Source organism: Lebetimonas sp. JS085 (genome assembly GCF_000523295.1).
Taxonomy (GTDB): Bacteria; Campylobacterota; Campylobacteria; order Campylobacterales; family Nautiliaceae; genus Lebetimonas.
On record NZ_ATHR01000001.1, the window covers coordinates 633938 to 658218 of the forward strand.

The 24281-nt window shown below is 31.2% G+C and carries 27 protein-coding genes and 2 tRNA genes; 11 read left to right on the forward strand and 18 right to left on the reverse strand.

The features are described from left to right. The first annotated feature begins 12 nt into the window (after nt 1-12). The 4 genes from DZ68_RS0103510 to DZ68_RS0103525 are packed head-to-tail and all read left to right on the forward strand — an operon-like array spanning nt 13 to nt 3199. The gene (locus DZ68_RS0103510; RefSeq protein WP_024787271.1) at nt 13-282 is read left to right on the forward strand and encodes a NifU family protein; all 270 of its coding nucleotides are present in this window, start codon (nt 13-15) and stop codon (nt 280-282) included. Between the two features lie 18 nt (nt 283-300). After that, nucleotides 301-756 (forward strand): hypothetical protein, encoded by a 456-nt coding sequence (locus DZ68_RS0103515; RefSeq protein WP_024787272.1) that lies wholly within the window; start codon nt 301-303, stop codon nt 754-756. After that, nucleotides 753-2228 (forward strand): glycosyltransferase family 39 protein, encoded by a 1476-nt coding sequence (locus DZ68_RS0103520; protein WP_024790725.1) that lies wholly within the window; start codon nt 753-755, stop codon nt 2226-2228. Before DZ68_RS0103515 ends, DZ68_RS0103520 begins: the two co-directional genes overlap by 4 nt. Continuing rightward, nucleotides 2225-3199 carry an FAD-dependent monooxygenase gene (locus tag DZ68_RS0103525; RefSeq protein ID WP_024787273.1) on the forward strand — a complete coding sequence of 325 codons (975 nt, stop codon included), beginning with the start codon at nt 2225-2227 and terminating at the stop codon, nt 3197-3199. Before DZ68_RS0103520 ends, DZ68_RS0103525 begins: the two co-directional genes overlap by 4 nt. A gap of 33 nt (nt 3200-3232) precedes the next feature. Here the strand turns inward: DZ68_RS0103525 and DZ68_RS09980 are convergent, their stop codons facing one another. Further along, a complete protein-coding gene (locus tag DZ68_RS09980) occupies nt 3233-3832 on the reverse strand; it encodes a tyrosine-protein phosphatase (protein ID WP_024790726.1) in 600 nt (199 codons plus the stop codon). A gap of 33 nt (nt 3833-3865) precedes the next feature. Between DZ68_RS09980 and DZ68_RS0103535 the strand changes: the two genes are divergently transcribed. From DZ68_RS0103535 to DZ68_RS0103545, 3 genes are read left to right on the forward strand one after another with little or no spacing between them, the layout of a single operon-like run. After that, the gene (locus DZ68_RS0103535; protein WP_024787275.1) at nt 3866-4801 is read left to right on the forward strand and encodes a glycosyltransferase family 2 protein; all 936 of its coding nucleotides are present in this window, start codon (nt 3866-3868) and stop codon (nt 4799-4801) included. 6 nt (nt 4802-4807) lie between these two features. Further along, a complete protein-coding gene (locus DZ68_RS0103540) occupies nt 4808-5653 on the forward strand; it encodes a lysylphosphatidylglycerol synthase transmembrane domain-containing protein (RefSeq protein ID WP_024790727.1) in 846 nt (281 codons plus the stop codon). Continuing rightward, nucleotides 5646-6464, forward strand: coding sequence for a PLP-dependent cysteine synthase family protein (locus DZ68_RS0103545; protein ID WP_024787278.1), 819 nt, complete (start codon nt 5646-5648; stop codon nt 6462-6464). The genes DZ68_RS0103540 and DZ68_RS0103545 overlap by 8 nt, the downstream gene beginning before the upstream one ends. Here the strand turns inward: DZ68_RS0103545 and DZ68_RS0103550 are convergent. The 5 genes from DZ68_RS0103550 to DZ68_RS0103570 form a co-directional block, all read right to left on the reverse strand. Further along, the gene (locus tag DZ68_RS0103550) at nt 6454-6762 is read right to left on the reverse strand and encodes a phage holin family protein (protein ID WP_024787279.1); all 309 of its coding nucleotides are present in this window, start codon (nt 6760-6762) and stop codon (nt 6454-6456) included. The two genes, DZ68_RS0103545 and DZ68_RS0103550, sit on opposite strands and share 11 nt — an antisense overlap. Next, a complete protein-coding gene (locus DZ68_RS0103555; RefSeq protein ID WP_024787280.1) occupies nt 6759-7013 on the reverse strand; it encodes a hypothetical protein in 255 nt (84 codons plus the stop codon). Before DZ68_RS0103555 ends, DZ68_RS0103550 begins: the two co-directional genes overlap by 4 nt. 289 nt (nt 7014-7302) lie before the next feature. Continuing rightward, nucleotides 7303-8448: a murein transglycosylase domain-containing protein gene (locus DZ68_RS0103560; RefSeq protein ID WP_024787281.1), complete on the reverse strand. Its 1146-nt coding sequence runs from the start codon at nt 8446-8448 to the stop codon at nt 7303-7305. 32 nt (nt 8449-8480) lie between these two features. Next, a tRNA-Thr gene (locus DZ68_RS0103565) sits at nt 8481-8557 on the reverse strand. A gap of 55 nt (nt 8558-8612) precedes the next feature. After that, a tRNA-Asn gene (locus DZ68_RS0103570) sits at nt 8613-8688 on the reverse strand. A gap of 126 nt (nt 8689-8814) precedes the next feature. Between DZ68_RS0103570 and DZ68_RS0103575 the strand changes: the two genes are divergently transcribed. Together DZ68_RS0103575 and DZ68_RS0103580 are read left to right on the forward strand one after the other, a co-directional pair. Beyond that, nucleotides 8815-9471, forward strand: coding sequence for a substrate-binding domain-containing protein (locus DZ68_RS0103575; RefSeq protein ID WP_024787282.1), 657 nt, complete (start codon nt 8815-8817; stop codon nt 9469-9471). Then, nucleotides 9462-10127: a molybdenum ABC transporter permease gene (locus DZ68_RS0103580; RefSeq protein ID WP_024789480.1), complete on the forward strand. Its 666-nt coding sequence runs from the start codon at nt 9462-9464 to the stop codon at nt 10125-10127. Before DZ68_RS0103575 ends, DZ68_RS0103580 begins: the two co-directional genes overlap by 10 nt. On the opposite strand, the gene argJ is transcribed toward DZ68_RS0103580, so the two are convergent. The 8 genes from argJ to DZ68_RS0103620 all read right to left on the reverse strand — a co-directional run bounded on the left by argJ (nt 10124) and on the right by DZ68_RS0103620 (nt 17799). Continuing rightward, a complete protein-coding gene (gene argJ, locus DZ68_RS0103585) occupies nt 10124-11299 on the reverse strand; it encodes a bifunctional glutamate N-acetyltransferase/amino-acid acetyltransferase ArgJ (RefSeq protein WP_024790728.1) in 1176 nt (391 codons plus the stop codon). The genes DZ68_RS0103580 and argJ overlap by 4 nt on opposite strands. 52 nt (nt 11300-11351) lie before the next feature. Continuing rightward, entirely contained in the window at nt 11352-12479 is a 1128-nt protein-coding gene (locus DZ68_RS0103590) for a potassium channel protein (protein ID WP_024787284.1), read from the reverse strand. A 25-nt stretch (nt 12480-12504) separates the two neighbouring features. Further along, nucleotides 12505-12690, reverse strand: coding sequence for a 50S ribosomal protein L28 (rpmB, locus tag DZ68_RS0103595; protein ID WP_024787285.1), 186 nt, complete (start codon nt 12688-12690; stop codon nt 12505-12507). Between the two features lie 124 nt (nt 12691-12814). Further along, on the reverse strand, nt 12815-13978 hold the full coding sequence (locus DZ68_RS0103600; protein ID WP_024787286.1) for a 2,3,4,5-tetrahydropyridine-2,6-carboxylate N-succinyltransferase: 1164 nt from the start codon (nt 13976-13978) through the stop codon (nt 12815-12817). A 35-nt stretch (nt 13979-14013) separates the two neighbouring features. Next, nucleotides 14014-15621 carry a cation:proton antiporter gene (locus DZ68_RS0103605; RefSeq protein WP_024790729.1) on the reverse strand — a complete coding sequence of 536 codons (1608 nt, stop codon included), beginning with the start codon at nt 15619-15621 and terminating at the stop codon, nt 14014-14016. Beyond that, nucleotides 15614-16000 (reverse strand): secondary thiamine-phosphate synthase enzyme YjbQ, encoded by a 387-nt coding sequence (locus DZ68_RS0103610; protein WP_024787288.1) that lies wholly within the window; start codon nt 15998-16000, stop codon nt 15614-15616. Before DZ68_RS0103610 ends, DZ68_RS0103605 begins: the two co-directional genes overlap by 8 nt. Beyond that, nucleotides 16001-16747 (reverse strand): pseudouridine synthase, encoded by a 747-nt coding sequence (locus DZ68_RS0103615; RefSeq protein WP_024789485.1) that lies wholly within the window; start codon nt 16745-16747, stop codon nt 16001-16003. Between the two features lie 107 nt (nt 16748-16854). Beyond that, nucleotides 16855-17799, reverse strand: a complete 945-nt coding sequence (locus DZ68_RS0103620; protein ID WP_024787290.1) for an SIS domain-containing protein — start codon at nt 17797-17799, stop codon at nt 16855-16857. Nucleotides 17800-17927: 128 nt separating this feature from the next. Between DZ68_RS0103620 and acnB the strand changes: the two genes are divergently transcribed. Further along, nucleotides 17928-20525: a bifunctional aconitate hydratase 2/2-methylisocitrate dehydratase gene (gene acnB, locus DZ68_RS0103625; protein ID WP_024787291.1), complete on the forward strand. Its 2598-nt coding sequence runs from the start codon at nt 17928-17930 to the stop codon at nt 20523-20525. Here acnB and DZ68_RS0103630 read toward each other — a convergent pair. The 4 genes from DZ68_RS0103630 to DZ68_RS0103645 are packed head-to-tail and all read right to left on the reverse strand — an operon-like array spanning nt 20511 to nt 22296. After that, nucleotides 20511-20855, reverse strand: coding sequence for a phosphate-starvation-inducible PsiE family protein (locus tag DZ68_RS0103630; protein ID WP_024787292.1), 345 nt, complete (start codon nt 20853-20855; stop codon nt 20511-20513). The genes acnB and DZ68_RS0103630 overlap by 15 nt on opposite strands. Before the next feature lie 36 nt (nt 20856-20891). Then, nucleotides 20892-21608, reverse strand: coding sequence for a DUF445 domain-containing protein (locus DZ68_RS0103635; RefSeq protein WP_024787293.1), 717 nt, complete (start codon nt 21606-21608; stop codon nt 20892-20894). After that, nucleotides 21605-21946 (reverse strand): arsenate reductase family protein, encoded by a 342-nt coding sequence (locus tag DZ68_RS0103640; RefSeq protein WP_024787294.1) that lies wholly within the window; start codon nt 21944-21946, stop codon nt 21605-21607. Before DZ68_RS0103640 ends, DZ68_RS0103635 begins: the two co-directional genes overlap by 4 nt. After that, a complete protein-coding gene (locus tag DZ68_RS0103645; protein WP_024787295.1) occupies nt 21943-22296 on the reverse strand; it encodes a rhodanese-like domain-containing protein in 354 nt (117 codons plus the stop codon). The genes DZ68_RS0103640 and DZ68_RS0103645 overlap by 4 nt, the downstream gene beginning before the upstream one ends. 69 nt (nt 22297-22365) lie before the next feature. Between DZ68_RS0103645 and DZ68_RS0103650 the strand changes: the two genes are divergently transcribed. Then, nucleotides 22366-24276: a motility associated factor glycosyltransferase family protein gene (locus DZ68_RS0103650; protein WP_024787296.1), complete on the forward strand. Its 1911-nt coding sequence runs from the start codon at nt 22366-22368 to the stop codon at nt 24274-24276. Nucleotides 24277-24281: the final 5 nt, after the last annotated feature.

Below are 24281 nucleotides of genomic sequence, written 5' to 3' on the forward strand. Positions count from 1 at the left end.
AAAAGGATTCTAATGAAAAATTTTGATGAAATGAACTTAAAAGAAAAAATAGAAGCAATTGAAGAGGTAATAAAAAAAGATATTTTGCCGATGCTTGCTTTTGACGGTGGAATGGCGGAAATTCTTGATGTCAGGGAAAGCAACGGGGAAACACATGTATATATTAGATACGGAGGTGCCTGTGCCGCCTGCAGCAGCGCCGGAGGTGCGACACTTTTTGCCATTGAAGAAACACTTAGAAAAAGATTAAATACAGATAAAATCAGGGTATTTCCTATTTAATAGTGAAAGTGGTGAATAGTGAAAATAGTCAGTAGTAAAAAATTATTTTTTCTTCTTTTTACAATTGCATTTTTAATACCGATATTTATTACTATTTTTTTCTCCCATTTTTCTCCGTTTTGGAAAGTTTTATTCTTAGTAATTTATCCCAAAATGAATTTAATTTATTACGGATTTTTAATTTTGTTTTTATTCTTAAGTTTTAGTAAAAAATATTCACATTTTGCCGTTATTACAGGAATTTTGTATGTTATATTTTTTTATTTTTATTTATGTATTTTTTATTATGCCCTGCCTTATTTCAAAGCAAAAGAAATAGCAAAAAAAGAAAATGCTATTTTTACAACTGCCGATAATTTAGGAAAAATAAAAGATTACAAACTTTTATATAAAAATTCAGTTTTTGTTGTAATAAAAAAAACAAAATATAACCATACAAATCCGTTTAATTACAAAAAACAAAGAAATCAATGAACACAAAACAGTTTAAATTCTGGCTATTTTTAGCAATACTGATTAATTTTTTCTTAACACTTTCCCTTACTCCCCTTTTTAACCTTGATGAAGGTGCTTTTAGCGAAGCTACAAGGGAGATGCTTCATAACCACAATTACATTACAACATTTTTAAACGGGGAATACCGTTTTGACAAGCCTATTTTAATTTACTGGCTGCAGTTAATTAGCATTAAAATTTTTGGCATAAATGAATTTGCTTTTAGGCTACCGAGTGCTGTTGCCGCCACTTTTTGGGCTCTTGGAATTTATTTTTTTACTAAAAAAATATATAATGAAAAAACAGCGCTGATCAGCAGTTTTTTAATGGTTACAACCTTACAGATTGGCCTAATTGCAAAAGCGGCTATTGCAGACAGTTTACTTAATATGTTTATAGCTTTTTCCATGTTTAGTATTTATCTTTATTTAAAAGAAAAAAAAGAAAAATATCTGTTGTTTGCTTTTGCCTTTATAGGATTTGGCACTTTAACTAAAGGTCCGGTTGCAATTATGATTCCTTTAGTTGCCACTTTTATTTATATGTTAATAAAAAAAGAAATTAAAGAATTTTTTAAAATGGTTTTTAATATAAAAGGCATAATTATTTTTTTAATTATTGCACTTCCGTGGTACGTGGCAGAATATATGCAAACGGGAGACAAATTTATTGAAGGATTTATTTTAAAACACAATATTCACAGATTCACATCGCCTATGGAGCATCACAGGGGAAACTATTTTTATTATATTCCTGTTGTTTTAATCGGACTGCTTCCCTGGAGCAGTCTTTTTATTACTTATTTAATAAAATTAAAAAATTTAATAAAAAATGATTTTACTCTTTTTGGCAGTATCTGGTTTTTCTTTGTATTTTTGTTTTTTTCAATTTCCGGGACTAAATTACCCCATTATGTAATTTACGGATATACCCCGCTTTTTATTTTTATGGCTTTAATGACAAATAAAATTAGAGAAATATATTTGTCGTTTCCTTTAATTTTATTTATTCTGCTTTTATTGGCTCTCCCTTTTGTACTGGAAAACATTAAAAACACTGAAGTGCATTTAGCTTATACTGCAATCAAGCCTTATTTTGACTGGTTTTATTTTTTAAGTTTTATAATTTTACTTATTTTATCATTTATTAAAATGAAAGAGTTTAAAATTATTTTTTTAGGCTTTGCAAGCATATTTATATTAAATTATGTAGGATGGATTTATGCTCACGCAAGAGCAATTCCTGTAAAAGAAGCTGCTGTTTGGGCTAAAAAACATAATATTAAAAAAGTTTATTTAAAAACAGATTTACCGTCATTCAGTGTCTATTTTAATAAAATAACACCAAAAGAGCCCAAAAAAGGAGAAATTGCCCTTCTTAAAATAACTAAAACAAAAGGTTATAAAATAATTTATAAAAACGGACTTATTGCACTGGGAGTTAAAAAGTGAAAACATTAATAATAGGAGGAGGGCCTGCCGGGGCGACAGCCGCAAAACTTTTAGCAAAAAAGTATGATGTTACATTAATTCAAGACAGGGATTGGGATAAACCATGCGGAGGAGGGACTAAAATAAAACTTTTCGATGAAATGGACATTCCAAAAAATTTAATAAAACATAAATTAAATTATATTTATATGAATTATAAAAACACCAAAATAAAAATTGATTTAAAAGGTGAAAATTTAGCAATTGTAAAAAGAGCAGAATTTGACAAAACATTAAGAGAACTTGCCCTAAAAGAAGGTGCAAAATTATATTATGGAAAATTTAAAGGATTTAAAGAAAAAAAAGCTATAATTGAAATAAATAAAGAAAAAATTTTATTTGATTACAATATTTTAATAGCAGCTGATGGAGTTAATTCATCAGTTAGACGTGCAATAAACTTACCTCCTATTCCAAAAACAATAACACATTATGCAAAAATTGATAAAGAAATTGAAACTTGTGAATTTTATTTTGATGAAGCCTTAGGCGGCAAATATTATGCATGGGAATTTCCCCATATTAACAAAACGCATATAGGAAGTGTAGATAAAACAAGTTTTAATAATTTTTGTAAATTTTTAAATATAGAAGTTAAGCCAAAAGGCTATTTTATTCCAACCTGGCAAGAAAATATTGTTATTCAAAAAGATAATATCTATTTTGTAGGAGATGCCGCTTCTCAGGTAATGCCTATGAGTTTTGAGGGAATTTATTATGCCATTCATTCAGCCAAAATCTTAGCAGATTCAATTATAAATCAAAAAAATTATAAACAGCAGTGGAATAAAAGATTTTTAAAAGAATTTAAATTTATGAAATTTATTGAGAAAATTCATCAAACAAGATTTAGAGGTTTAATGGTCAATTTACATAAATTTGAATGGATGAGAAATTTTAGCGTTAATTTATGGCTACACAATAATAAATGATAAATGTTGAATTATGAATTTAAAATCCAGAATTTAACATTTATCATTTTCCACCTGGCTGTTTTTCAAACAGCCAGGTGAGCTTAATTTACTTTGCTCATTTGCGCTCATTTTCCATTGTTTATAGCTTTCATCCATAGCTTTTGTAGGAGAGCCTAAGTATGGAAAATGGCCGTATTTAAGGCTTAACATTGAATTATTTTTTTCACCTATTAAATATAAATAGGCTGCACTTACAAGCCCCGTTCTATCAGCCCCCGCCCTGCAGTGAATCAGCACAGGTTTTTTAGCATTTTTTATAATTTTTAAAACTTCATTTATTTTTTTAGGTGATTGAAACTCTTTATCGCTCATTTGAAAATCAATATGGGTTATATTATGCTCTTTACAAAACTTTATTTCATATTTATACCACTTTTTATCAGGATGGGCTCCTCTTAAATTAATTATTGTTTTAAAACGGTATTTTTTATAATATTTGGGAAAATCATATTCATACAGCTGGGCACTCCTGTAAATTCCGTCAGCTACCTTATGAAAATTGCCAACCTGTCTGATAACTCCAAGCCACATAACAACTAAAACAAGTATACTCCAAAAAATTAAAAACAGAAATTTAACTAAATTTTTCATAATTGATATAATATCATAAAAAAAGGGATTTTAATGAAAATTTCCGTGGTAGTGCCTTTAATGAATGAAGAAGAAAATATAAAATATTTAATTGAAGAAGTAGATAAAGCCCTAAAAGACTTTGATTACGAATTAATTTTAGTGGATGACGGAAGCACAGACAATACTGTAGAAGAAATTAAAAAAAGAATGAACGATAAAACAAAACTTGTTATTCTAAACAGAAACTACGGCCAAACATCTGCAATGGCCGCAGGTATAGAAGTGGCAAGCGGAGATGTAATCGTTACAATTGACGGAGATTTACAAAATGACCCAAACGATATTCCTATGATGATTGAAAAACTAAACGAAGGTTATGATGTAATTGCCGGTATAAGGGCAAAAAGACAGGATGAACCTGTCAGAAAATTTTTAAGCAAAATCGCAAATAAAATTATTAGAAAAATAACAGGCGTTTATATTACAGATTATGGATGTACTTTAAAAGTCTTTAAAAAAGATGTTGCAAAAAATCTCCAGTTATATGGGGAACTTCACAGATTTATTCCCATTTTAGCTAAAATGTATGGGGCAAAAATTACAGAAGTACCTGTTAGACATCATGAAAGAAAATTTGGAAAAAGCAAATACGGATTTAACAGAATTTTTAAAGTAATAAGCGATTTGATGTATTTAGTGTTTATGCAGAGATTTGGACAAAAGCCTATGCATTTTTTTGGGACAATCGGTTTTATAATGTTTAGTGTGGGGGCCTTGATTGACCTGTATCTGTTTATTTTGAAACTATTTGGAGAAAGCATAGGCAACAGGCCTCTTTTAACGGTAGGAACCGTATCTATTATTGCCGGTATTCAATTAATTACCACAGGATTTTTAGCAGAAATTATGATAAGAACTTATTATGAATCACAAAACAAAAAACCTTATGTTATAAAAGAAATAATAAATAGTAAAAACAGTGAGTAGTGAGTAGTGAGTAAAGAATTAAAGAAAAAAATTAAATTACTAATAAAAATAATTTTTATTATTTCAGCTTTTATAATTATTGTAAATAAAATTGATATTAATAAATTAAAAGAGATAAAGCTAATTCACCCAACTTTACTGATTTTGGCATTTGTTACTTTTAACCTCTCCCAAATTATTTCTGCTATGAGGGTTCACACATATTTAAAAAACATAAACGTAACACCAACATTTAAAACGCAGCTTATTTTATATTATCTCGGAATGTTTTATAATATACTTTTGCCGGGCGGTATAGGAGGGGACGCATATAAGGCTTATAAATTTCAAAAAAATTTTGAGGTAGGATATAAAAAAATAATAAAAGCCCTTTTAATTGACAGAATATCAGGTCTTTTTGCAATTTTTTTTATTATTTCCGTTTTAATTTTTTTCAGCAGATTTGATATGTTTATTATTTATGCCATTATACTTCTTGTCATTAGCCCTTTTATTTTATATTTTATTCATAAACTGCTTTTTATTGAATTTAAAAAAAGTTTTTTAAAAACATTTGTTTTTTCACTTATTATTCAATCCCTTCAGTTAATAAGCTTTATTTTTATAATGCTAAGTTTTAACATAAAACTTCATTTAATTGATTACGGGATTTTGTTTTTAATTTCTTCAGTTGTAAGCGTAATTCCTATTTCAATCGGTGGAGTTGGTTTAAGGGAACTTACTTTTCTTTATTCTTCAGATTATTTTCCAATAAATGCAGAAGTGGGAATTTTAGCAGCCTTTTTATTTTTTGTAATAACTTTGATTTCTTCAAGTATAGGAATTCTATTTTTAAGGAGCAAACATGTTTAACACACCTATTTTTCAGCTAAACAATATTTCAATCAAACTTGAATACAAAAACCCGGCAGGCAGCATAAAAGACAGACCCGCTCTTTTTATGTTAAAAGACGCTTTTTCAAAAGGATTCAGGGAAATTGTGGAAGTTACAAGCGGAAATACCGGAATTGCCCTTAGTTTTTATGCCAAAAAATTTGGTATTAAGCCTACTATTTTTATGCCGAAAAGTTTTTCAATAGAAAGGCAAAAACTATTAAAAATGTACGGGGCAAATTTAATTTTAACGGACGGCACAATAGCTGATGCTATAAAAGAGGCAAAAGAATACATAAAAAAACATAATGCTTATTATACAGACCAGTTTAATAACCCCTTAAATGCTCTTTCACATGAATACTCAACTGCACTTGAGATTTTAAATCAGGTTGAAAAAATAGATTATTTTGTCGCAGGTGTCGGAAGCGGAGGAACTATTACAGGTATTGCCAAAGTTTTAAAACCATTAGGAGTTAAAATAATAGCTGTTGAACCAAAAGAAGCACCTGTGATTTACAATAAACTTAAAAATGAAAATTTACCAATAAATAAACATAACATTCAGGGCATAGCAGCGGGGTTTATACCAAAAATAATTGATTTAAACTTACTTGATGATGTGATTTTGATTAAAAGTGATGAGGCGGTTGAATATATGAAAAAACTGCCGAATTTAGGAATTACAGGGGGAATTTCAACGGCCGCAAATATATTAGCAGCAAAAAAGTTAAACGGAAATATTGTTACAATATCACCTGACGGAATAGAAAAATACCTCAGCCTTTAAGGCGTTTTTTTATTGTAAAAATAAGACATAAAAAAACAAAAAAATAAAATCCCCCTATAATTAAAAAAGCATAATAACTTTTCATAAAAAGTTTTAAAAATTCATATACACCGAAACTTATAAAAATTAAAGACAGAATAAAAAATATTAATCCGATAATTCCAATAAACACAGCATTTAAGTATTGTGCTGTATCTTTTTTTATTTCTTCTTTAAAAGAAAATAACAAATTACTTCTAATTAATAATAAAACAACTTCTAAAATAGAAACAATTATATTGCTTCTTTTATCATTCATTTACTAAGTCTGCCAAGCAAAAATCCTATAATACCGGCTACCGCTATTGAAAAAACAGGATGTTCTTTTGCTTGAGACTTTGTTTGTTCTAATATTTCTTCGAGTTTGGCTTTTATTTCTTTTATTTTTTCATTGTCAAGTTTTGAATTTACACTGTTTTTAAGCTCATCTAAAATGTTTGTAACTTTTTTTTCATCTGCATTTTTAATTGCATCCTCAAGTTTTACCAAGGTATTGTTTATTTTTTCCATTTTTTTCCCTTTTTTTTATTTTAAATATTATATCATTTTTTGACACTGACTAAATAACGGAAAAGTAAAAATATGACAGCGTAGCGGAATTTAGCGAAAATTTTGCGTTTAAAAAATTGCACTTAACCCGTAAGGGCTGCGTAGCTGTTTGCAATTTTTAGTAAAATTTGAGCGGTGCTTTAGTAAAATGAAGCTCTCAGCTGTCATATTTTTATCTTTGTAGTTATTTTTGTATATTTCTACCATTTAGTCAATGCCCATTTTTTTAAATTACTTTTCTCAATTAAAATTATAATGCAATAAATTTATTTCTGTTTTTTAATACTTTAGGAAGATAATTTCTTCCCTCACTTGTAGGTAATCTATGAATTAATCTATAATAAACTTCATTTGGAGAAAGTAAATTGGCAATAGCAACCGCTCTGTCTTTTCTTATATTGAATACTCTTAAAACATTACCTATTCCGCTGTTATAAGAAGCTATCATCATATATTCACGGCTTAGGGGATTTTTTATTTTTGAAAGGTATTTATAATATAAAAGATTTAAATATGCACTTCCAATATTAATATTATTCTTAGGAACAAATAAAAATTCTTTACTTGGAATATGTTTATATCCGTAAGCTCTTTCATAACCTTCAACCCCCGCGGTAGTAGGAACTATCTGCATAAGTCCAAATGCTGGAACATAACTTACAGCATAAGGGTTAAAATCGCTTTCTGTTTTAATAATTCCAAGTATCAGACTCTTAGAAATTGAATATTTTTTTGAATAGGTTCTAATAAAAGGCAAATATTTTTTAGCCCTGAGAGTTTCGCTGTTTTTGACTAACGGGAATGACACATAATAAATTTTTTGATTTTTATATACATAACTTTTTAGATTATGTCTTATTAAATAACTGGAATACCTGTTTGCCCTCCATTTATATAAAACCAGTTTCCCTTCAAAATCATATATTTCACCCGCCAGAAAAGGTTTTCCTTTTAAAACTATTTTATCACTGAATAAATCTACGCTTCTTGGGTCATCTGGCATAAGCATTGTGTTAACCAAAGCTTTTTGCAAAATTTTTTTATAATTTTTATCAATTGTTTCAACCCTTACTAATCCTTTGTCAAAATCAATAATAGCTCTTGCCCTGTAATGATTTGAATACTTAACCAGTTTTTTGATAGTCGGCTTCTCTGGATTTTGCCAAATAGAAATTGCTTTTGTAAACTCTTTAACTTCTAAATTAAAATGATACAAAAAACTTTTTACATCTTTTGCAAGAGCCTGGGGATGTGTTAAATAATAATCTTTTTTCCTGATTAAATAATGCTTTAACGCAGACTTCGGATTTTTAGAAATTGCTACGGACGCAATATTTTGATAATCACTAACACTGCAGCCGGTTAAAAATAAAATAGCCAAAAATATTTTTTTCATAGACATAATTATATTAAAAATTTAACAATATATGGAGCCGGCGACGGGATTCGAACCCCCGACCTGCTGATTACGAATCAGCTGCTCTGGCCAACTGAGCTACGCCGGCATTAGTGACAGACACTTAAATATAAAAATTGTTTAAAATTTTTTCATTTATATGATGGCTCCGGCGAGAGGACTCGAACCTCTGACCCGACGGTTAACAGCCGTCTGCTCTACCGACTGAGCTACGCCGGAATAATTATGGATTGAAATTATATCAAAAAATAAAAAAAATACAATTAAATTTGAAATTTGCTTGACAAAATAAAAAAATTATTTTAAAATACGTTATATAAATAAATATATAACGAAAGGATAAAGATGAAAAAATTTATTTTACTAATTATTTCATTAAAAATTTTTGCAAACTGTATTATAGGAATCACCGGTGGATATAAAGAAATCTTTAAACCTTTAATAAAACAATACAATTTAATACACAAAGAAAAAATAACTGTAATTTACGGCCCTCTGGGAACGCTTATTGCAAATGCCAAACTTAAAAACATTTCTATGATATTCGGAGAAAAAGAAACATTAAAACAAAACGGTTTTAATTCTTTTATTCCTATTGGTAAAGACAACTTAACAATTATTTGCAGAAAAAAAACAAATTTAGACGATTTAAATCAAACAAAAATTGCAGTTCCTAATCCAAAAGGAACTATTTATGGCAACAGGGCAGAAGAATTTTTTAAAAATATTCATATTCATCCTATAAATGAATTAACAGTATCAATGATGCCTCAGGGAATTAATTATTTACAGATGAATATAGTAGAGTGTGCAGTCGCAAATGAGGTAATGGCACTATTTTTAAAAAACAAATATTCATATATTGAAATAAAAAAGAATTATACACCTATAATTTTAGGTTTTTCATCAATAAAAAAAAGTAAAACGTGTGTTGATTTTATTAAATTTTTAAAATCTGAAAAAATAAAAAAATATTTAAAAAGCAGGGGGATATGCATTTAAACGAAGAAGCCATATTTTCAATTGTTCTTACGCTTAAAGTGCTGGGGGTAGATTTAATACTGCTGCTTACAATAGGAAGTTTAATATCTTTTTATCTGGCGGAATCACATTCCTTTTTCGCTAAAATTTTTTCTTTTATACTTGATTTACCCCTGGCCCTTCCGCCTATTGTAACAGGTTTTTTACTTTTATATTTTCTTTCACAAAACACTGTTTTAGGCCAAACACTGTTAAAATTAAATATAAATCTTGTTTTTAATTTTTATTCGTTAATTTTGGCCGGTTTTATTGCATCTCTTCCTCTTTATTCCAAACCTGTGATTTCAGCAATAAAACATTATCCTATGAATATAAAAGAAGCTGCATATATAAGCGGTAAAAGCAGGTTAAACACATTTATATTTATAATTCTGCCCGGAATAAAAAAAACATTTTTAGTATCGGTTATTTTATCCGTAACAAGAATATTTTCAGAAATCGGTATTTCTTTAATGCTAGGAGGAAATATCCCGTTTAAAACAAATACCGTTTCACTTGAAATTTTTACAAGCGTATTCAACGGAGATTTAGATACCGCTTTTCATTTAAGTATTATTATGTTTATAATTTCTCTTTTATTTTTTATAACATTAAAAATTTTGGAAAAAGAACATTAAGTTCTGTATTCCGCATTTATCTTTACATAATCATAACTCAAATCACAGCCAAATGCCCTGAATTTGCCATCACCTATTCCGATATCAACTTCTATTTTAAAAGAATCTTTTTTCATAACTTTACGGGCTTTTTCTTCTGTAACTTTGTCAAAACAGTTTTTCCCCTTATCATATATTAAAACATCTCCTATTTCAATGGATAAAGTGTTTTCATCGCATTCGATCCCGCTTGCCCCAATTGTTGACGCAATTCTTCCCCAGTTAGGGTCTTCTCCGAAAATTGCCGTTTTTACAAGAAGCGAATTTGCAAGAGCTTTGGCGGCAATCTTGGCTTCCAATTTATTTTTAGCGCCTTTTACATTAAAAGCCACCAGTTTTGTAGCACCCTCCCCATCTTTTACAATATCAGTTGCCAGTTTTAGCATTACCTGATTCAATGCTTCCCTAAAAGCCCCTTCTTCATAATCACCCTCGTTTGTACTCATTAAAAAAACGCTGTCGTTAGTGGATGTATCCCCGTCAACACTTATTGCGTTAAACGTATTATCATTAATTTCACTCAATATTTTTTTCATTTTTTCTCGGGGAACATTTGCATCAGTCACTATAAAACAAAGCATTGTAGCCATTGCAGGGTTTATCATTCCGGCTCCCTTGGCAACACCTGCAATTTTAAATTTTCCAAAATTTCCTTCTACTTCAAAAGCTATTTCTTTATAAAAGCTGTCTGTGGTCATTATTGCTTTTGCAAAATTCTTGGAATTTTTAGCATTAAAATCAAATTTTTCTATAGCACTCTTTATTTTTTCTTTATTTAGTTTTACCCCAATTACTCCGGTTGAGCTCATTATAGGATTTATTGCATCTATTTTTTCATTTAAAAAACTTAAAATCTCTTTAATGTCATTAATTCCCTCTTCCCCGGTTAAGGCGTTTGCATTTTTTGAATTTGCCAGAATAAAATTTGTTTTTTCAATATTTTTGTTTAAAACATATTTAACTGGCGCCGCTTGAAATTTGTTTGTAGTAAATAAATAAGCTATATTCATGATTTTTTCACTTCTTATAAATCCCACATCAAAACCATCTTTTTTGAATCCTGCATTTACACCGTCTGCATAAATCCCGTCTATTGCACAAAGTCCGTTTTTTATTGGTGTTATTCTAAACATTTTAATCCTTTTAATTTTTCTCACAACTCACAACTCGCTACTCACTATTCACTTATATAAAATCAATATTTTTGGGTCTTTTTGTACTTCTTATTACAAACCTGGCTTTAACCATGTCTTTTGAAGTACCGATTACCAACACTTTATCCCCAGGTTTAAGAGTATATTCGCCTTTTGGAACAGGCACGAATTTTCCGCTTGCTTCTTTTACTCCGACAACACTTACATTAAACAATTCTCTTAAATGTGCGTCTTTGAGTTTTTTATATGCAAGCCACGATTTTTTACTTACAGTTATTTTTTCCAGATTAAGAGGGCTATCTGTAGAATATACAAATTCCTCCAAAATATTTTTAACATCTGGATTTGCGGCTATTGCCGTCATTCTTTTAGCAATCAGCTTATTAGGTGAAATTACTTCATGGGCCCCCAGTTTTTGAAGTTTTTCTATATCTTCTTCTGAATTTGCTATTGAAAGAATATAATAAGGATGCCTTTTTAATTCTTTTTCGTATAATTTTACACTGCTGATCAGTGCTATATTGTCGGCTACATTTTTGGATAGAGATATTACACCTTTTGCACTGCTAAGAGATGCCTTTTTAATAGAAACCGTGGTATGAGGATCCCCTTTTACAAAAAAAGGATATCTGTTCTTTTTGGCAATTTCTTCCAAATTATCATTATTGTCTATAACAACAAAAGGAATATGGGCATGTCTTAGTTCTTTTGTCACATCTATGGTATATTCGTTATGAAAACACACGACATAATGATTTTTAAGTCTTGCTATTTTATAAAGCATTCTGTTCTCCTTAAGTAGTGCAAAAAGGCGGCCTTTATTAATCACATCCACTAAAATACCCACCGCATAAGAAAATACGGCAAATCCTGCAATAATCAAAAATATTGTAAAAAGTCTGCCAAGCGGTGAAATGGGGGCTATTTCACCAAAACCCACCGTGGTAAAAGTAATTCCAGTCTGATAAATTGCATCCATCAAAGAAAAATGATCAATTGCAATATATCCCAAAGTACCGAATAATTCGATTAAAACAGTAAGTATTATCGGGGCTCTGAAAGGTTTTAGCTCTCCCCAGATTTCATAAGAAAGGTCTACTTCGGGCTTTTTTGTTCTTTCCCAGTTAAAGAGTTTAGCAAGTTTTTCTTTAAAAGTCATAAAAACCCCATAAAGAGGGGGAAGATTATACAGATTTCTTTAGGTTTCTAAGACAACTTGTACAAATTTTAACTTTTCTTCTGACTCCGTTAATTTCAATTTTAACGTTTTGAATGTTCGGATCAAATTTATGTCTGATTTTTTTATTTGAATGGCTCACTCTGTTTCCAAATTGAGGACCTTTTCCACAAATTTCGCATTTTCTTGCCATTTAATATCCTTTTACTTTATTTGAGTTTGAAATTATATCAAAAATTTTTTATTTTTACTTTTTATTTTTTCCTTTTATAACGGAAATTTTCTATTAAAATAACTTATCCTTACCACTCACTTCTTTAATGAAGCTCTTCATTAAGCTTAACCTCACGTCTGCTTCTAAATGCTGTCATTTTCCCTTTTGTTGTGTCAAATCTGTAATGAATTCCGTTAAGTCCTGCTAATTCCAACCCTTTAAAATATTCTTTATATTCCGCCTTCCATTCAGGGTTTACCTCTTTTATTTTATAAAATTCATCTTCACCAATAAATATTTTTGTGCCCTCTAAAACCGCAATTCCGGCATCTACTATACATCCGTCTCCCAAAGGGATTCCTGTTACAGAATTTGCGCCAAGAAGCGTATTTTTACCAATGGTAATAGGATTTCCGTTTGTACCGCTAAGCACTCCTAAAATACTCGCGCCTCCGCCTACATCCGCACCTTCTTTTACAACGGCGGATGAACTTATTCTACCTTCAACCATTACCGCACCCTCTGTTCCGGCGTTAAAGTTTATATAACTTGCCCCCGGCATTACAGTGGTTCCGGGAGCCAACTGAGCACCGAATCTTACTTTGCTTGTATCAAGAATTCTTATATTTTCATCCGGAATTATATGTGCAAGGAATCTCGGAAATTTATCCACATATTCAATTTCAGGAAATGAATCTTTAAGCTTCATTTCAATTTCATGGGCTTTTAAATATTCAAGCTCAATCGGTACATTTCCAATCCACGCCGAATTATGCAAAACACCAAAAGCCCCGCTCAAATTTACTCCCCTTAAAGGTGCTTTTCTTGTGGAAAGGGCGTATAATTTCAAATAAACAGCCTCAACCGACTTTGGAGCCTTATCTTCAAATAAGAAACAAATTCTGTAATTATCGTATAACTCTTCTTCAAAAATTTCTTTTAAAACCTTTAAAACCTGTATATTTTTATGTTTTTCGCCTACGGCCTCACTTATTAAATCTTCTCCGAAATAATTTAATGCCGTATCTACAAAATCTTTGGAAATAGGCGCTACAAATTCGCTTTTTTCAAAATCAACATCAACGCCGCATTCAATCAAACTTCTGATAAATACTGCTGCTGAGCCAAAATTTTCATTCCAGTTTATTACGGGATAAGTGGCCTGAAGTACTTTATCATGGTTTAACTGTCCCAAATCGACTCTTGCAATTCCAAAAGCCATCGGTTGTCTGTAATTAGATATATTTTTTACTAACTTTTCAAACATTTATATCCTTTTTTACAAAATTATACCAAATGTTTTTAATTTTCCAATTCACATTTAAGCGCTAAATTTATCAGTATTTCGGCAAGTTCTTTACTTTTATCCACTACATAAACATTTTTTTCTTTATAATAATTAACCTCATCCTCATTTTCACTTAAAACAATAATATTCAGATTTGGATTAATATCTAAAATATTTTCTACAATCATATGGGTGTGTTCTTCATTCTGTGTGGTAATAATTACCGCACACGCATTTTCTATATCCAGACTTTCAAGCACTCTTTTATTTGCAGCATTGCCAAAAATAACATTATCGCCTTTATTTAAACCATCTTTTACCAATTCTATCTGCTTGTCTATCGCTACATAAGGAATTTTAAAATTGTTAAGTTTTCTTGCTATCCTTTGACCTATCTTATCATTGCCAATTAGTACAATATGCCCTCTGGCTCCTGCCGAAAAAATATTATATTCTTCAAAATTCTGTATATCTTCGTCAAAAATGTCTGCTATTTTATAAATATACTTAATGATAAAAGGCGTTAAAAGCATAGAAATTACAGCGGCAACCACCAGTTCTTGCAGTAAAAATTTTTCTAATAAAGAAAATTTACCCAAAAGTGCAAAAATTACAAAAGCAAATTCGCCTATCTGAGAAAGTATAAAACCGCTTTTTAAAGCCACTCTTTTATGTTTTACAAATTTTTTCAAAATTAAATAAATTAAAAAGGCCTTGAGTGTCATAACAGTTAAAGTAATTAAAACAATTGAAAATACATGGTTAAATACAAAATGAATATTTACCATAAGACCTACGGAAATAAAAAATATGCCTAAAAGCAAATCTCTAAAAGGAACCAAATCCGCTTCTATCTGATATTTATATTTTGTTTCGCTCAAAATCATACCCGCCAAAAATGCTCCGAGAGAATAACTGAGTCCAAAAAAATGGGCTGTCTCAGCCGCAGTCAATACAACCAACAAAACAGTTGAAAGAAAAATTTCATCAGATTTTGTTTTGGTGGCTTTTGTAATAATAAACGGGGCAATATATTTACCGAAAATATAAATAAAAACACCCAGAGACGCCATTGCTTCTATTGTTTTAACAATCAGGGGTAAAAACGGGGCGTCTTTGTTTACTATAAGTGAAATTGCAATTAAAATAGGGATAACAGCGATATCTTGAAAAAGCAATATGCCAAGAGCCACTCTTCCGTAAGGTTTTGAAATTTCACGGGATTCATTTAAAAGTTTTAAAACAATAGCGGTGGAACTGAGTGCCAAAGCACTTCCTACAATAAAAGAAACCCTTATATCCACATTTAAAACAAACCAAAAAACAAGTCCGAAAAAAACACCTGCAATACTCATTTCCAAAAAACCGTATAAAAAAACCTCTTTTTTCATTGTTTTTAATTTTTCCGGAGAAAACTCAAGTCCGATTAAAAACATTAAAAAAACAATTCCTATTTCTGCGACAATTTCTATCGTATGATGTTCAATATGAAAAATATTCGCAATAACAATACCTGTAAAAATATATCCTATAATAGGAGGAATTTTAAATTTAGCCAAGGGTATGTTAAAAATTAAGGCAATAAAAAGTAAAATGATTATAATTAAAATGGGGTTAATCATTAATTACCTTAACATACACGCTCCTTTCTCTTGGTCCGTCAAATTCAACCAAAAAGACACTTTGCCATTTTCCAAGCATTATTTTGGCATTTTCCACTATTAAAGTAAGATTACTGGTTAATAAAGAAGCCTTTAAATGAGCCCTTGCATTTTTATGAGCGTAATCTTTATATGGAACAATGTTTTTTAATGTCATCAATAAATCCCTTCTGAGAGTCGGATCACTTTTTTCAAAAATAATGACACTTGCCGTTGAATGAGGGCAAAAAACACTGACCACACCGTTTTTAACCCCGCTTTTAATTATTATTTCTTTGATATCGTCTGTTATGTCTATTATTTGAGATTTATGCTCCGTTTTAAATCTAATCGTTTTCATTTAACTCCCTTTTAAAAAATCTTTTAGTATTTTATATTCTTTTTTATCAAAATATCTTGTCTTTCCCTGAGGCAAAGCATTAAGGCTCACCCACCCGTAACTAAGCCTTTTTAAATCCATCACATCCCTTCCGAAATGAGCGAAAAAGCGTCTAAGTTCTCTGTTTTTCCCCTCTTCTATAGCAACTTTAAGTGTTGAAAATTTAGGTGAATTTTTTATAATTTGAACATTTAAAAAAGGTTTTAAAGTAATATTGTTTATGTCGGTATTTTTATGGGCACCTTCAATTCCCACTTCAATACCTTCCCCCATGGCTTTTAACATTTCTTCTGTTATAGAGCCTTTGATTCTGAGCCTATAAACTCTCGGTAAATTGGATTTCATCAAAGCTTCGGCAATTTTTGGCGAATCGGTTAAAATCAAAAGCCCTTCGCTTGCAAAATCAAGTCTTCCGACTGGGATAAAATGTTTAAATTTTCTTGGAAGGGAATCATATATTGTTTTTCTGCCCTGTGGGTCTTTTTTTGTTACAAGTTCTCCTTTTGGCTTATTATATACAATACAAGTATATTTTGAACTTATTTTTACTGGTTTTGAATTTACAGACACTTTGTCGCCGTCTTCCACTTCATATGCAGGATTTGTAACAGTCTGTTTATTTACTTTTACCCTTCTCTCAAATATAAGCCTGTCCGCTTCTCTTCTTGAATAGGTCGTATGATGGCTTATAAATTTATTAAGTCTCATTTATTTCCTTTAATTTTTCACTTTTCATTTTTCACCATAGCTACTTGGAACTTGGCAACTTGGCCTCTTGTCAATTTGACTACTCACTACTCACAACTCACTACTCACTATCTTATTCCCGCTTCAACCAATTGATGTATATGAATCACACCGACTACGTTTTCTTTGTCGTCTATTACAGGCAGCAGCTGAATTTTATTGTTTTCCATATATTTAAGCGCATTACTTGCCAAAATATTTTCATTTATCGTTTTAGGATTAATGCTTGCAAAATCAATTGCTTTTTTATTTAAATCAAATTTTTCGCTCATCATAGCCCGTCTGAGGTCACCGTCGCTTAAAATGGCTTTTATTTTTGAATTGTCCAAAAATAAAATATGCCCTATTCTCCCCTCTGTCATTTTAATAATAGCCTCTTTTAAAGAATCATTCTCATCGGCTACAGGAAAATCTTTTTTCATTAAATCTTTGACTTTTATAAAAAGTTTTTTTCCTAAACTTCCTCCTGGATGAAAAGATGCAAAATCCTCTTTTGTAAAGTTTCTTTTTTTCATCAGACAAACCGCCAGGGCATCCCCCACAGCAAGTGTAAGGGTGGTCGAACTTGTAGGCGCCACATTCAAAGGACACGCCTCCTTTTGAACATGTATATTCAAAACCACGTCTGCATATCTTGCCAGTGTTGAATCAGACTTACCCGTCATTGCAATCAAAGGCACATCAAATCTTTTAATATGGGGAAGGATTTTTATAAGCTCTTCGCTCTCCCCAGAATAACTTATTGCAAGCACGCTGTCATTTTTCCCTATCATCCCAAGATCCCCGTGAAGGGCCTCAGTCGGATGGATAAAAAAACTCGGAGTTCCGGTACTTGCAAGTGTTGCCGCTATTTTACCCCCTATAAGACCGGATTTTCCAACACCCGTAACTATTAATTTACCCGGTGTATTATATGCTATTTCAACCGCTTTTTCTATGCCGCTGATATCCGCATGTAAAAGCTCGTTTGCCTCTATTTGCAAAACTTCTTTTGCAATTTTTTTAAAGTCCACTATTTTCCTTTTTGTTAAAATTATAACAAAATATTTTGTTACTATATTACACATCAAATAATTAAAAGTGTTAATTGATGTAACAATTTGTAAAAATAATTTTATAATTGCAATAAAAAAGGACAGATATGAGCTTTATTGAAGAATATAAAAAACATACTGAAGAAAGAGCTAAACTTGGCATTCCGCCGCTTCCGCTTACAGCTAAACAAACAGCTGAGTTGGTTGAACTTCTTAAAATGGTTCCAATCCCGGAAGAAGAATATTTAATGGATCTGTTTTTAAATCATATTAATCCTGGTGTTGATGAAGCTGCATATGTAAAAGCGGCGTTTTTAAACGATATTATTCAAGGCAAAACTTCATCTCCTGCAATCTCCCCAAAAAGAGCTGTTGAAATCTTAGGGACTATGCTTGGAGGATACAATGTAAAACCTCTAATTGATGCTTTGTCTCATAAAGATGAAGAAATCGCACAAGAAGCTGCAAATCAGCTAAAAAATATTTTACTTGTATATGACGCATTTCACGATGTTGAAGAATTAGCAAAAGCCGGAAACAAATATGCTAAAGATGTGCTTGAATCCTGGGCAAATGCCCAGTGGTTTACTTCTAAAAACCCTCTTCCTGAATCAATTAAAGCAATAGTATTTAAAGTACCAGGTGAGACTAATACTGATGATTTATCTCCTGCCAGCGAAGCATTTACAAGAAGCGATATTCCGCTTCATGCAACAAGTATGCTAAAAGCAAAAATACCTGATGCCCTAAATAAAATAGCAGAACTTAAAGAAAAAGGGCTTCCTGTTGCTTTTGTTGGTGATGTAGTTGGGACTGGAAGCTCTAGAAAATCAGCCGCAAACTCACTTATTTGGCATATAGGTGAAGAAATTCCTTTCGTTCCAAATAAAAAAAGAGGTGGAATTGTTATAGGCAGCGTAATTGCCCCTATTTTCTTTAACACACTTGAAGATTCTGGCGCTCTTCCTATCGAAGGTGCGGATGTCAGCAAACTCGAAACAGGAGACGAAATAGAAATCAGACCTTATGAGGGTAAAATTCTAAAAAACGGAGAAGTTATTAGTGAATTTAAACTAAAACCAAATACACTTCCGGATGAAGTAAGGGCAGGAGGAAGGGTTCCGTTAATTATAGGTAAAAACCTGACTAAAAAAGCTAGAGTTTCTATTGGAATGGAACCTGAAGCTGATATCTTCATAAGACCTGCCCAACCAAAAGGAAAAGAAGGAGTAGGATATACACTTGCCCAAAAAATAATCGGTAAAGCCTGCGGAATGGAAGGCGTTAGACCTGGTATGTATGTTGAACCGACAGCTACAACTGTCGGCAGCCAGGATACAACAGGTGCAATGACAAGAGATGAAATTAAAGAACTGGCCGCTTTAGGATTTAATGCGGATTTGGTATTACAGACTTTCTGTCATACAGCGGCTTATCCAAAACCGGCTGATGTCAAGCTTCATCACACACTTCCGGCATTTATTACAAGCAGGGGGGGTGTGGCGCTTAGACCGGGAGATGGGGTAATCCACTCCTGGTTAAACAGAATGATTTTACCGGACACTCTTGGAACAGGAGGAGACAGCCATACAAGATTCCCTATGGGTATCAGCTTCCCAGCAGGAAGCGGGCTTGTAGCGTTTGCAGCCGTTACAGGCTCAATGCCTCTAAATGTACCGGAAAGCGTATTGGTTAAATTCAAAGGGGAATTACAACCTGGAATCACTTTAAGGGATTTGGTTAATGCTATTCCATATTTTGCAATAAAACAAGGACTTTTAACCGTCGAAAAGAAAAACAAAAAAAATGTGTTTAACGGAAGAATTTTGGAAATTGAAGGCGATATAATAAGAAACCTCACAATAGAACAGGCTTTTGAATTGGCTGACGCATCTGCCGAGAGAAGTGCGGCTGCGTGCACTGTTGATGTAAGCGAAAATCAGGTTGAAGAATATCTAAAATCAAATATCAAAATGCTTGAAGCCATGATTGAAGCCGGATATGAAGATAAAAGAACGCTTCAAAGAAGAATTGATAAAATGAAAGAATGGCTGAAAAATCCAAAACTTCTAAGAAGAGATGAAAACGCAGAATATGCGGCAGTTATTGAAATTGATTTAGATAAAATCACCGAACCTATTGTAGCTTGTCCGAACGATCCGGATGATGTGGCAACAATTTCTGAAGTATTGGCAGATGAAAACAGACCTCACAAAATTGACGAAGTGTTTATCGGAAGCTGTATGACAAATATAGGACACTATAGAGCAGCTGCCGAGATACTAAAAGGTGAAGGGCAGGTTCCTACAAGATTATGGATTGCACCTCCTACTAAAATGGACAAAGAAAAACTTACAGAAGAAGGATATTATGCCGTGTTCGGCCAGGCGGGGGCTAGAATAGAAATTCCTGGATGCAGCCTATGTATGGGTAATCAGGCAAGGGTTAGAGACTTTGCAAATGTATTTTCAACTTCTACAAGAAATTTTGACAACAGAATGGGTAAAGGTGCTAAAGTTTACTTAGGAAGTGCGGAACTTGCAGCTGTAACAGCACTTCTTGGCAGAATCCCGACACCAGAAGAATATAAAGAAATCTATGAAAGAAAATTAGCTGGAATTGAAGACAAAGTTTACAACTACCTCTACTTCCACAAAATGCCTCAAGAGGATGTTAAACATATGCTTAACTTAACTATTCTTTAATTCCTCTTTTTCTGCTTTATAAGTTATTTTTATTGACAAATATCTAAAAAAGAAAAATATCCCTATTAAAGCCACAAGTGAAAAAATAGTCTTTTCATTTTTATGTCCGACAACAAAAATAAAAACCTCTCTTATAAAAAATATAATTCCTGCATCAATCATATATCTCAGTTTTATCCTTTGTCTTTTGAAAAAGACAAAAAGCATCTGCACCACTTCTATAATTACAATATATTCCAAAATAAGACTTACCAAATGATAAAAATCATAATGAAAAATCAAAAGAAACAAAAACAGTAATGAAGCGATTATAATTTCAACATTTAGCACAATTCCCCTTTTTTGTGGAATTATGCTAAAACAAAATTACATTTGAATAACAAAATATTGAACAAAACCTATAATACCGCCGAGAACGGCTCCTGCAACATTAATAAACCCAAAATGCTTTTTCATTAAAACAAACAGCATATCTTCTAATTTTTTTTCATCAAATGAATTTATTTTATCTTCCACAATTTTTTCAATATTAGCTTTTATTAAAATTTTGGGCAGTTCACATTCCATAAAAACATATATTTCGTTTAAAAGCTTGTTTTTTACCTTTTCTTTATTTACAAATTTATTAAGTTTTATTCCGAGATTGACCTCACTCAATAATCTTTCAATGGTAGATGCATCTATAAAAGAGCCGAGCATCGGAAATTTTGATTTTATCAAATTATCTATCCATGTTCCAAGATTTTTGGCAAGTTCGTCTTTTGGGGTAAGCTCCGTTATATCCTGTGAGAGAAATTTTTCTATTTCTCCTTCCAAAAAAATTTCAATCTCTTTTTTTACCCCTTTATTTGTTACAATTTTTTTTATTTCCTCTTCGCTTAATATGTAATTTTTTACAACAGCGCCAACCTTTTTTGCCAGTGTGTTTTTTTCTCTTGGAATAACCCCCTGGGGGAAAATAAGGATATTTTTTAGTTTAACTGGTTTATAAGGTCTAAAAAGAAGTTTTATTGCAACATAATTAGTCACATATCCGATGGCTGCACCGACTCCCACACTTATGGTTAAAATTTCAATATTCATTCAAAAATTTCCTTATATTTTTCTTCATCAAATCCTACAACAACTTCACCGTTACCCAATTCAATTACCGGCCTTTTAATAAGCAGATTTTCTTTACATAACCACTCTAACATCGCTTCATCGTCAAGGTTTAATTCTTTTAATTTAAGCTGTCTGTATTTTGTACCCCTTTTATTAAAAAGAGTATTAATATCAACTTTTTTAAGCCATTCCTTTACTTTATCACATCCAACAGGTTCTTTTTTAAAATCATGAAACTCATATCCAATATTCCTGTCATTAAAAAATTTTAAAGCCTTTTTAACACTTCCACATGTTTTTATTCCATATACTTTCATTCTTCCCCTTTAATTGGTTTAATATTAAGTACTTCTGTTATATAAAAAAAACCCCCTCTGAGCCCTACAGCATCAAGACCCGTGTTTTTTGCAATTTCAACCGCCTTTTTTAAATCAGTTAATATTCCTCTGTCGTCCATAATCGCATATTTTTTACTTTTATCAAGCATCATAAGTTTACTTGCAAAATATTCATCAAAAGGTATATTTTTTGAATTGGGCAGTTTCCCATAAAATTCGACATCTTCCGGACCTCTTATATCGATAATTATTCTTGTATTTACGTCGTTATAATCCGGAAAAGGGTCTTTTGCAAGTTTGATATTGCTTTTTTTCTTCTTAAAAAACATATGCTCTCCTTTGTTATAATTTTATCAAAAATACCGATATAAGCTTAAATATATCAAAAAAGGAAAAAAATGTCTCCAATCTTTGAAAAAAACATAAAAGCTTTATTTAATCAAAATCCAAATTTAGCAACAGAACTTTTTGGTTTTCAAAATACCAAATTTGAAATATTCCAACAAGGGGATGACCCGGCAAACATAAACTTAATAGATAAAGAAAAAAAACTTCCGCTTTATGAAACCAAACCATTAGATGAAATTGAATCACAAAAAAAAATATTTGATCAAAAATATTTAAGATATCCTGTTTTATTTTTTTATGGGACAGGAAACGGTATTTTAATAAAATTACTGCTTGACAACCCCATAAGAAAAAAAATAGTAGTTATTGAACCGGACACTCAAATTTTATTTATTGTTTTAAATTTAATAGATTTTTCAAAAGAGATTGAAGAAAACAGATTAATCCTTTATAAATCAGCCCAGTTCAATTATCCGGAAGCAATAAAAATAATGACCCATCCGGATATTATTCTTTTTGTCAAAACATATGAATTACAAATTAACACAAAATATTATGAAAAATTATATAAAAAAGACATTATTGATATAAATCAGTTATTTACAAGGGCAATAAAACAAGCCGTTATTAATTTTGGTAATGACACAATAGATACATTGATAGGAATAGAGCATTCTATAAAAAATATGCCTGAAATGCTCAAAAACCCGCCGATTCAGTCGATTAAAGGAAAAAAAAATTCGGATATCGCAATTATTGTCTCAACCGGACCTTCTCTTACAAAACAGCTGCCCCTGCTTAAAGAAATACAAAATTATGTGAGTATTATCAGCGTGGACGCTTCTATGCCCATACTTGAAAAATGGGGCATTATTCCGGATTTTGTAACAAGTCTGGAAAGGGTAAAGGAAACAGCTAAATTTTTTGACAATACATCAAAAGAATTTCAGGAAAAATTTATCACAATCCATGCATCGCTTCAACATGAAAATGTTTTAAAAAATTCATACGGGCCAAAAATTCTTTCTATGAGAGGTTTTCAATATAACAGATTCCTAAATCTTAAAAAATACGGATATTTAGGTGTTGGAATGAGTGCTGCTAATATGGCTTATGAACTTGCTTATATGCTTGGATTTAAAAAAATTGTTTTAATTGGACAGGATTTGGCTTACAGTGAAGATGGAACAAGTCATGCAAAAGGACATGTATACGGGGAAAAAGAGATAGAATACAAAGAAACCGATGAATATGTCACGAAATACGGGGGAAACGGGGTAATCAGAACGTCAAAAACATGGCTTATGTTTAAAAACTTTTTTGAAAAAGATATATATGAAACAAACCTTGAAGGAATTTTAACTATTAATGCAACTGAAGGAGGGGCAAGAATAGAAGGCAGTATAGAAATGCCTTTTAGCGAAGTTATTAAAAAATATGTCAAAAAAATTCCAAAATCAAAAATAAAACTTAGAAAACCGAGAATTGACGGTTATATTAAAAATCTACAAAAAGCATACAATAAAACATTGAAGATGATTAAAATAGGAGAAAAAACAAAATCAGACATTGAAAAAGTGTTTATTGAAGTAGCTAAATGTTTTGACGAACTGGTGGAATTAAACAAAAACAATCATCTTGAAAAGATAGATTTTAAAAAATTAAACAGACTCTCTGATAAAATTGATAAAATAAAAGAAAAAATCGAATCAAAAACTTTTATGCAGTGCTATGGGGAAACTATGGTTCCATATCTGATAAACAAGGAAACAGACCTTGCTAAAATTCAAATTCAAAATCCAAAAACCGACATTGAAAAAAAAGCAAAATTAATAGACTGGATAATGAATCACAGAGAATGGCTTTTTAATTTAGCAGGAAGCATAAACGCACAAATAGTTGTTGTAAAAAGAGCCCTTCCTTTTGTAGAAAAAGAATTAAAAAAAGAAAAATCTTATTGATTTTT

Excerpts from the sequence above, each read along its gene's own strand:
- DZ68_RS0103510 (WP_024787271.1), top strand. The coding sequence starts at position 13 with ATGAAAAATTTTGATGAAATGAACTTAAAAGAAAAAATAGAAGCAATT.
- DZ68_RS0103520 (WP_024790725.1), top strand. The coding sequence starts at position 753 with ATGAACACAAAACAGTTTAAATTCTGGCTATTTTTAGCAATACTGATT.
- DZ68_RS09980 (WP_024790726.1), bottom strand. The coding sequence starts at position 3,832 with ATGAAAAATTTAGTTAAATTTCTGTTTTTAATTTTTTGGAGTATACTT.
- DZ68_RS0103535 (WP_024787275.1), top strand. The coding sequence starts at position 3,866 with ATGAAAATTTCCGTGGTAGTGCCTTTAATGAATGAAGAAGAAAATATA.
- DZ68_RS0103545 (WP_024787278.1), top strand. The coding sequence starts at position 5,646 with ATGTTTAACACACCTATTTTTCAGCTAAACAATATTTCAATCAAACTT.
- DZ68_RS0103550 (WP_024787279.1), bottom strand. The coding sequence starts at position 6,762 with ATGAATGATAAAAGAAGCAATATAATTGTTTCTATTTTAGAAGTTGTT.
- DZ68_RS0103555 (WP_024787280.1), bottom strand. The coding sequence starts at position 7,013 with ATGGAAAAAATAAACAATACCTTGGTAAAACTTGAGGATGCAATTAAA.
- DZ68_RS0103560 (WP_024787281.1), bottom strand. The coding sequence starts at position 8,448 with ATGAAAAAAATATTTTTGGCTATTTTATTTTTAACCGGCTGCAGTGTT.
- DZ68_RS0103575 (WP_024787282.1), top strand. The coding sequence starts at position 8,815 with ATGAAAAAATTTATTTTACTAATTATTTCATTAAAAATTTTTGCAAAC.
- DZ68_RS0103580 (WP_024789480.1), top strand. The coding sequence starts at position 9,462 with ATGCATTTAAACGAAGAAGCCATATTTTCAATTGTTCTTACGCTTAAA.
- argJ (WP_024790728.1), bottom strand. The coding sequence starts at position 11,299 with ATGTTTAGAATAACACCAATAAAAAACGGACTTTGTGCAATAGACGGG.
- DZ68_RS0103590 (WP_024787284.1), bottom strand. The coding sequence starts at position 12,479 with ATGACTTTTAAAGAAAAACTTGCTAAACTCTTTAACTGGGAAAGAACA.
- rpmB (WP_024787285.1), bottom strand. The coding sequence starts at position 12,690 with ATGGCAAGAAAATGCGAAATTTGTGGAAAAGGTCCTCAATTTGGAAAC.
- DZ68_RS0103600 (WP_024787286.1), bottom strand. The coding sequence starts at position 13,978 with ATGTTTGAAAAGTTAGTAAAAAATATATCTAATTACAGACAACCGATG.
- DZ68_RS0103605 (WP_024790729.1), bottom strand. The coding sequence starts at position 15,621 with ATGATTAACCCCATTTTAATTATAATCATTTTACTTTTTATTGCCTTA.
- DZ68_RS0103610 (WP_024787288.1), bottom strand. The coding sequence starts at position 16,000 with ATGAAAACGATTAGATTTAAAACGGAGCATAAATCTCAAATAATAGAC.
- DZ68_RS0103615 (WP_024789485.1), bottom strand. The coding sequence starts at position 16,747 with ATGAGACTTAATAAATTTATAAGCCATCATACGACCTATTCAAGAAGA.
- acnB (WP_024787291.1), top strand. The coding sequence starts at position 17,928 with ATGAGCTTTATTGAAGAATATAAAAAACATACTGAAGAAAGAGCTAAA.
- DZ68_RS0103635 (WP_024787293.1), bottom strand. The coding sequence starts at position 21,608 with ATGAATATTGAAATTTTAACCATAAGTGTGGGAGTCGGTGCAGCCATC.
- DZ68_RS0103640 (WP_024787294.1), bottom strand. The coding sequence starts at position 21,946 with ATGAAAGTATATGGAATAAAAACATGTGGAAGTGTTAAAAAGGCTTTA.
- DZ68_RS0103645 (WP_024787295.1), bottom strand. The coding sequence starts at position 22,296 with ATGTTTTTTAAGAAGAAAAAAAGCAATATCAAACTTGCAAAAGACCCT.
- DZ68_RS0103650 (WP_024787296.1), top strand. The coding sequence starts at position 22,366 with ATGTCTCCAATCTTTGAAAAAAACATAAAAGCTTTATTTAATCAAAAT.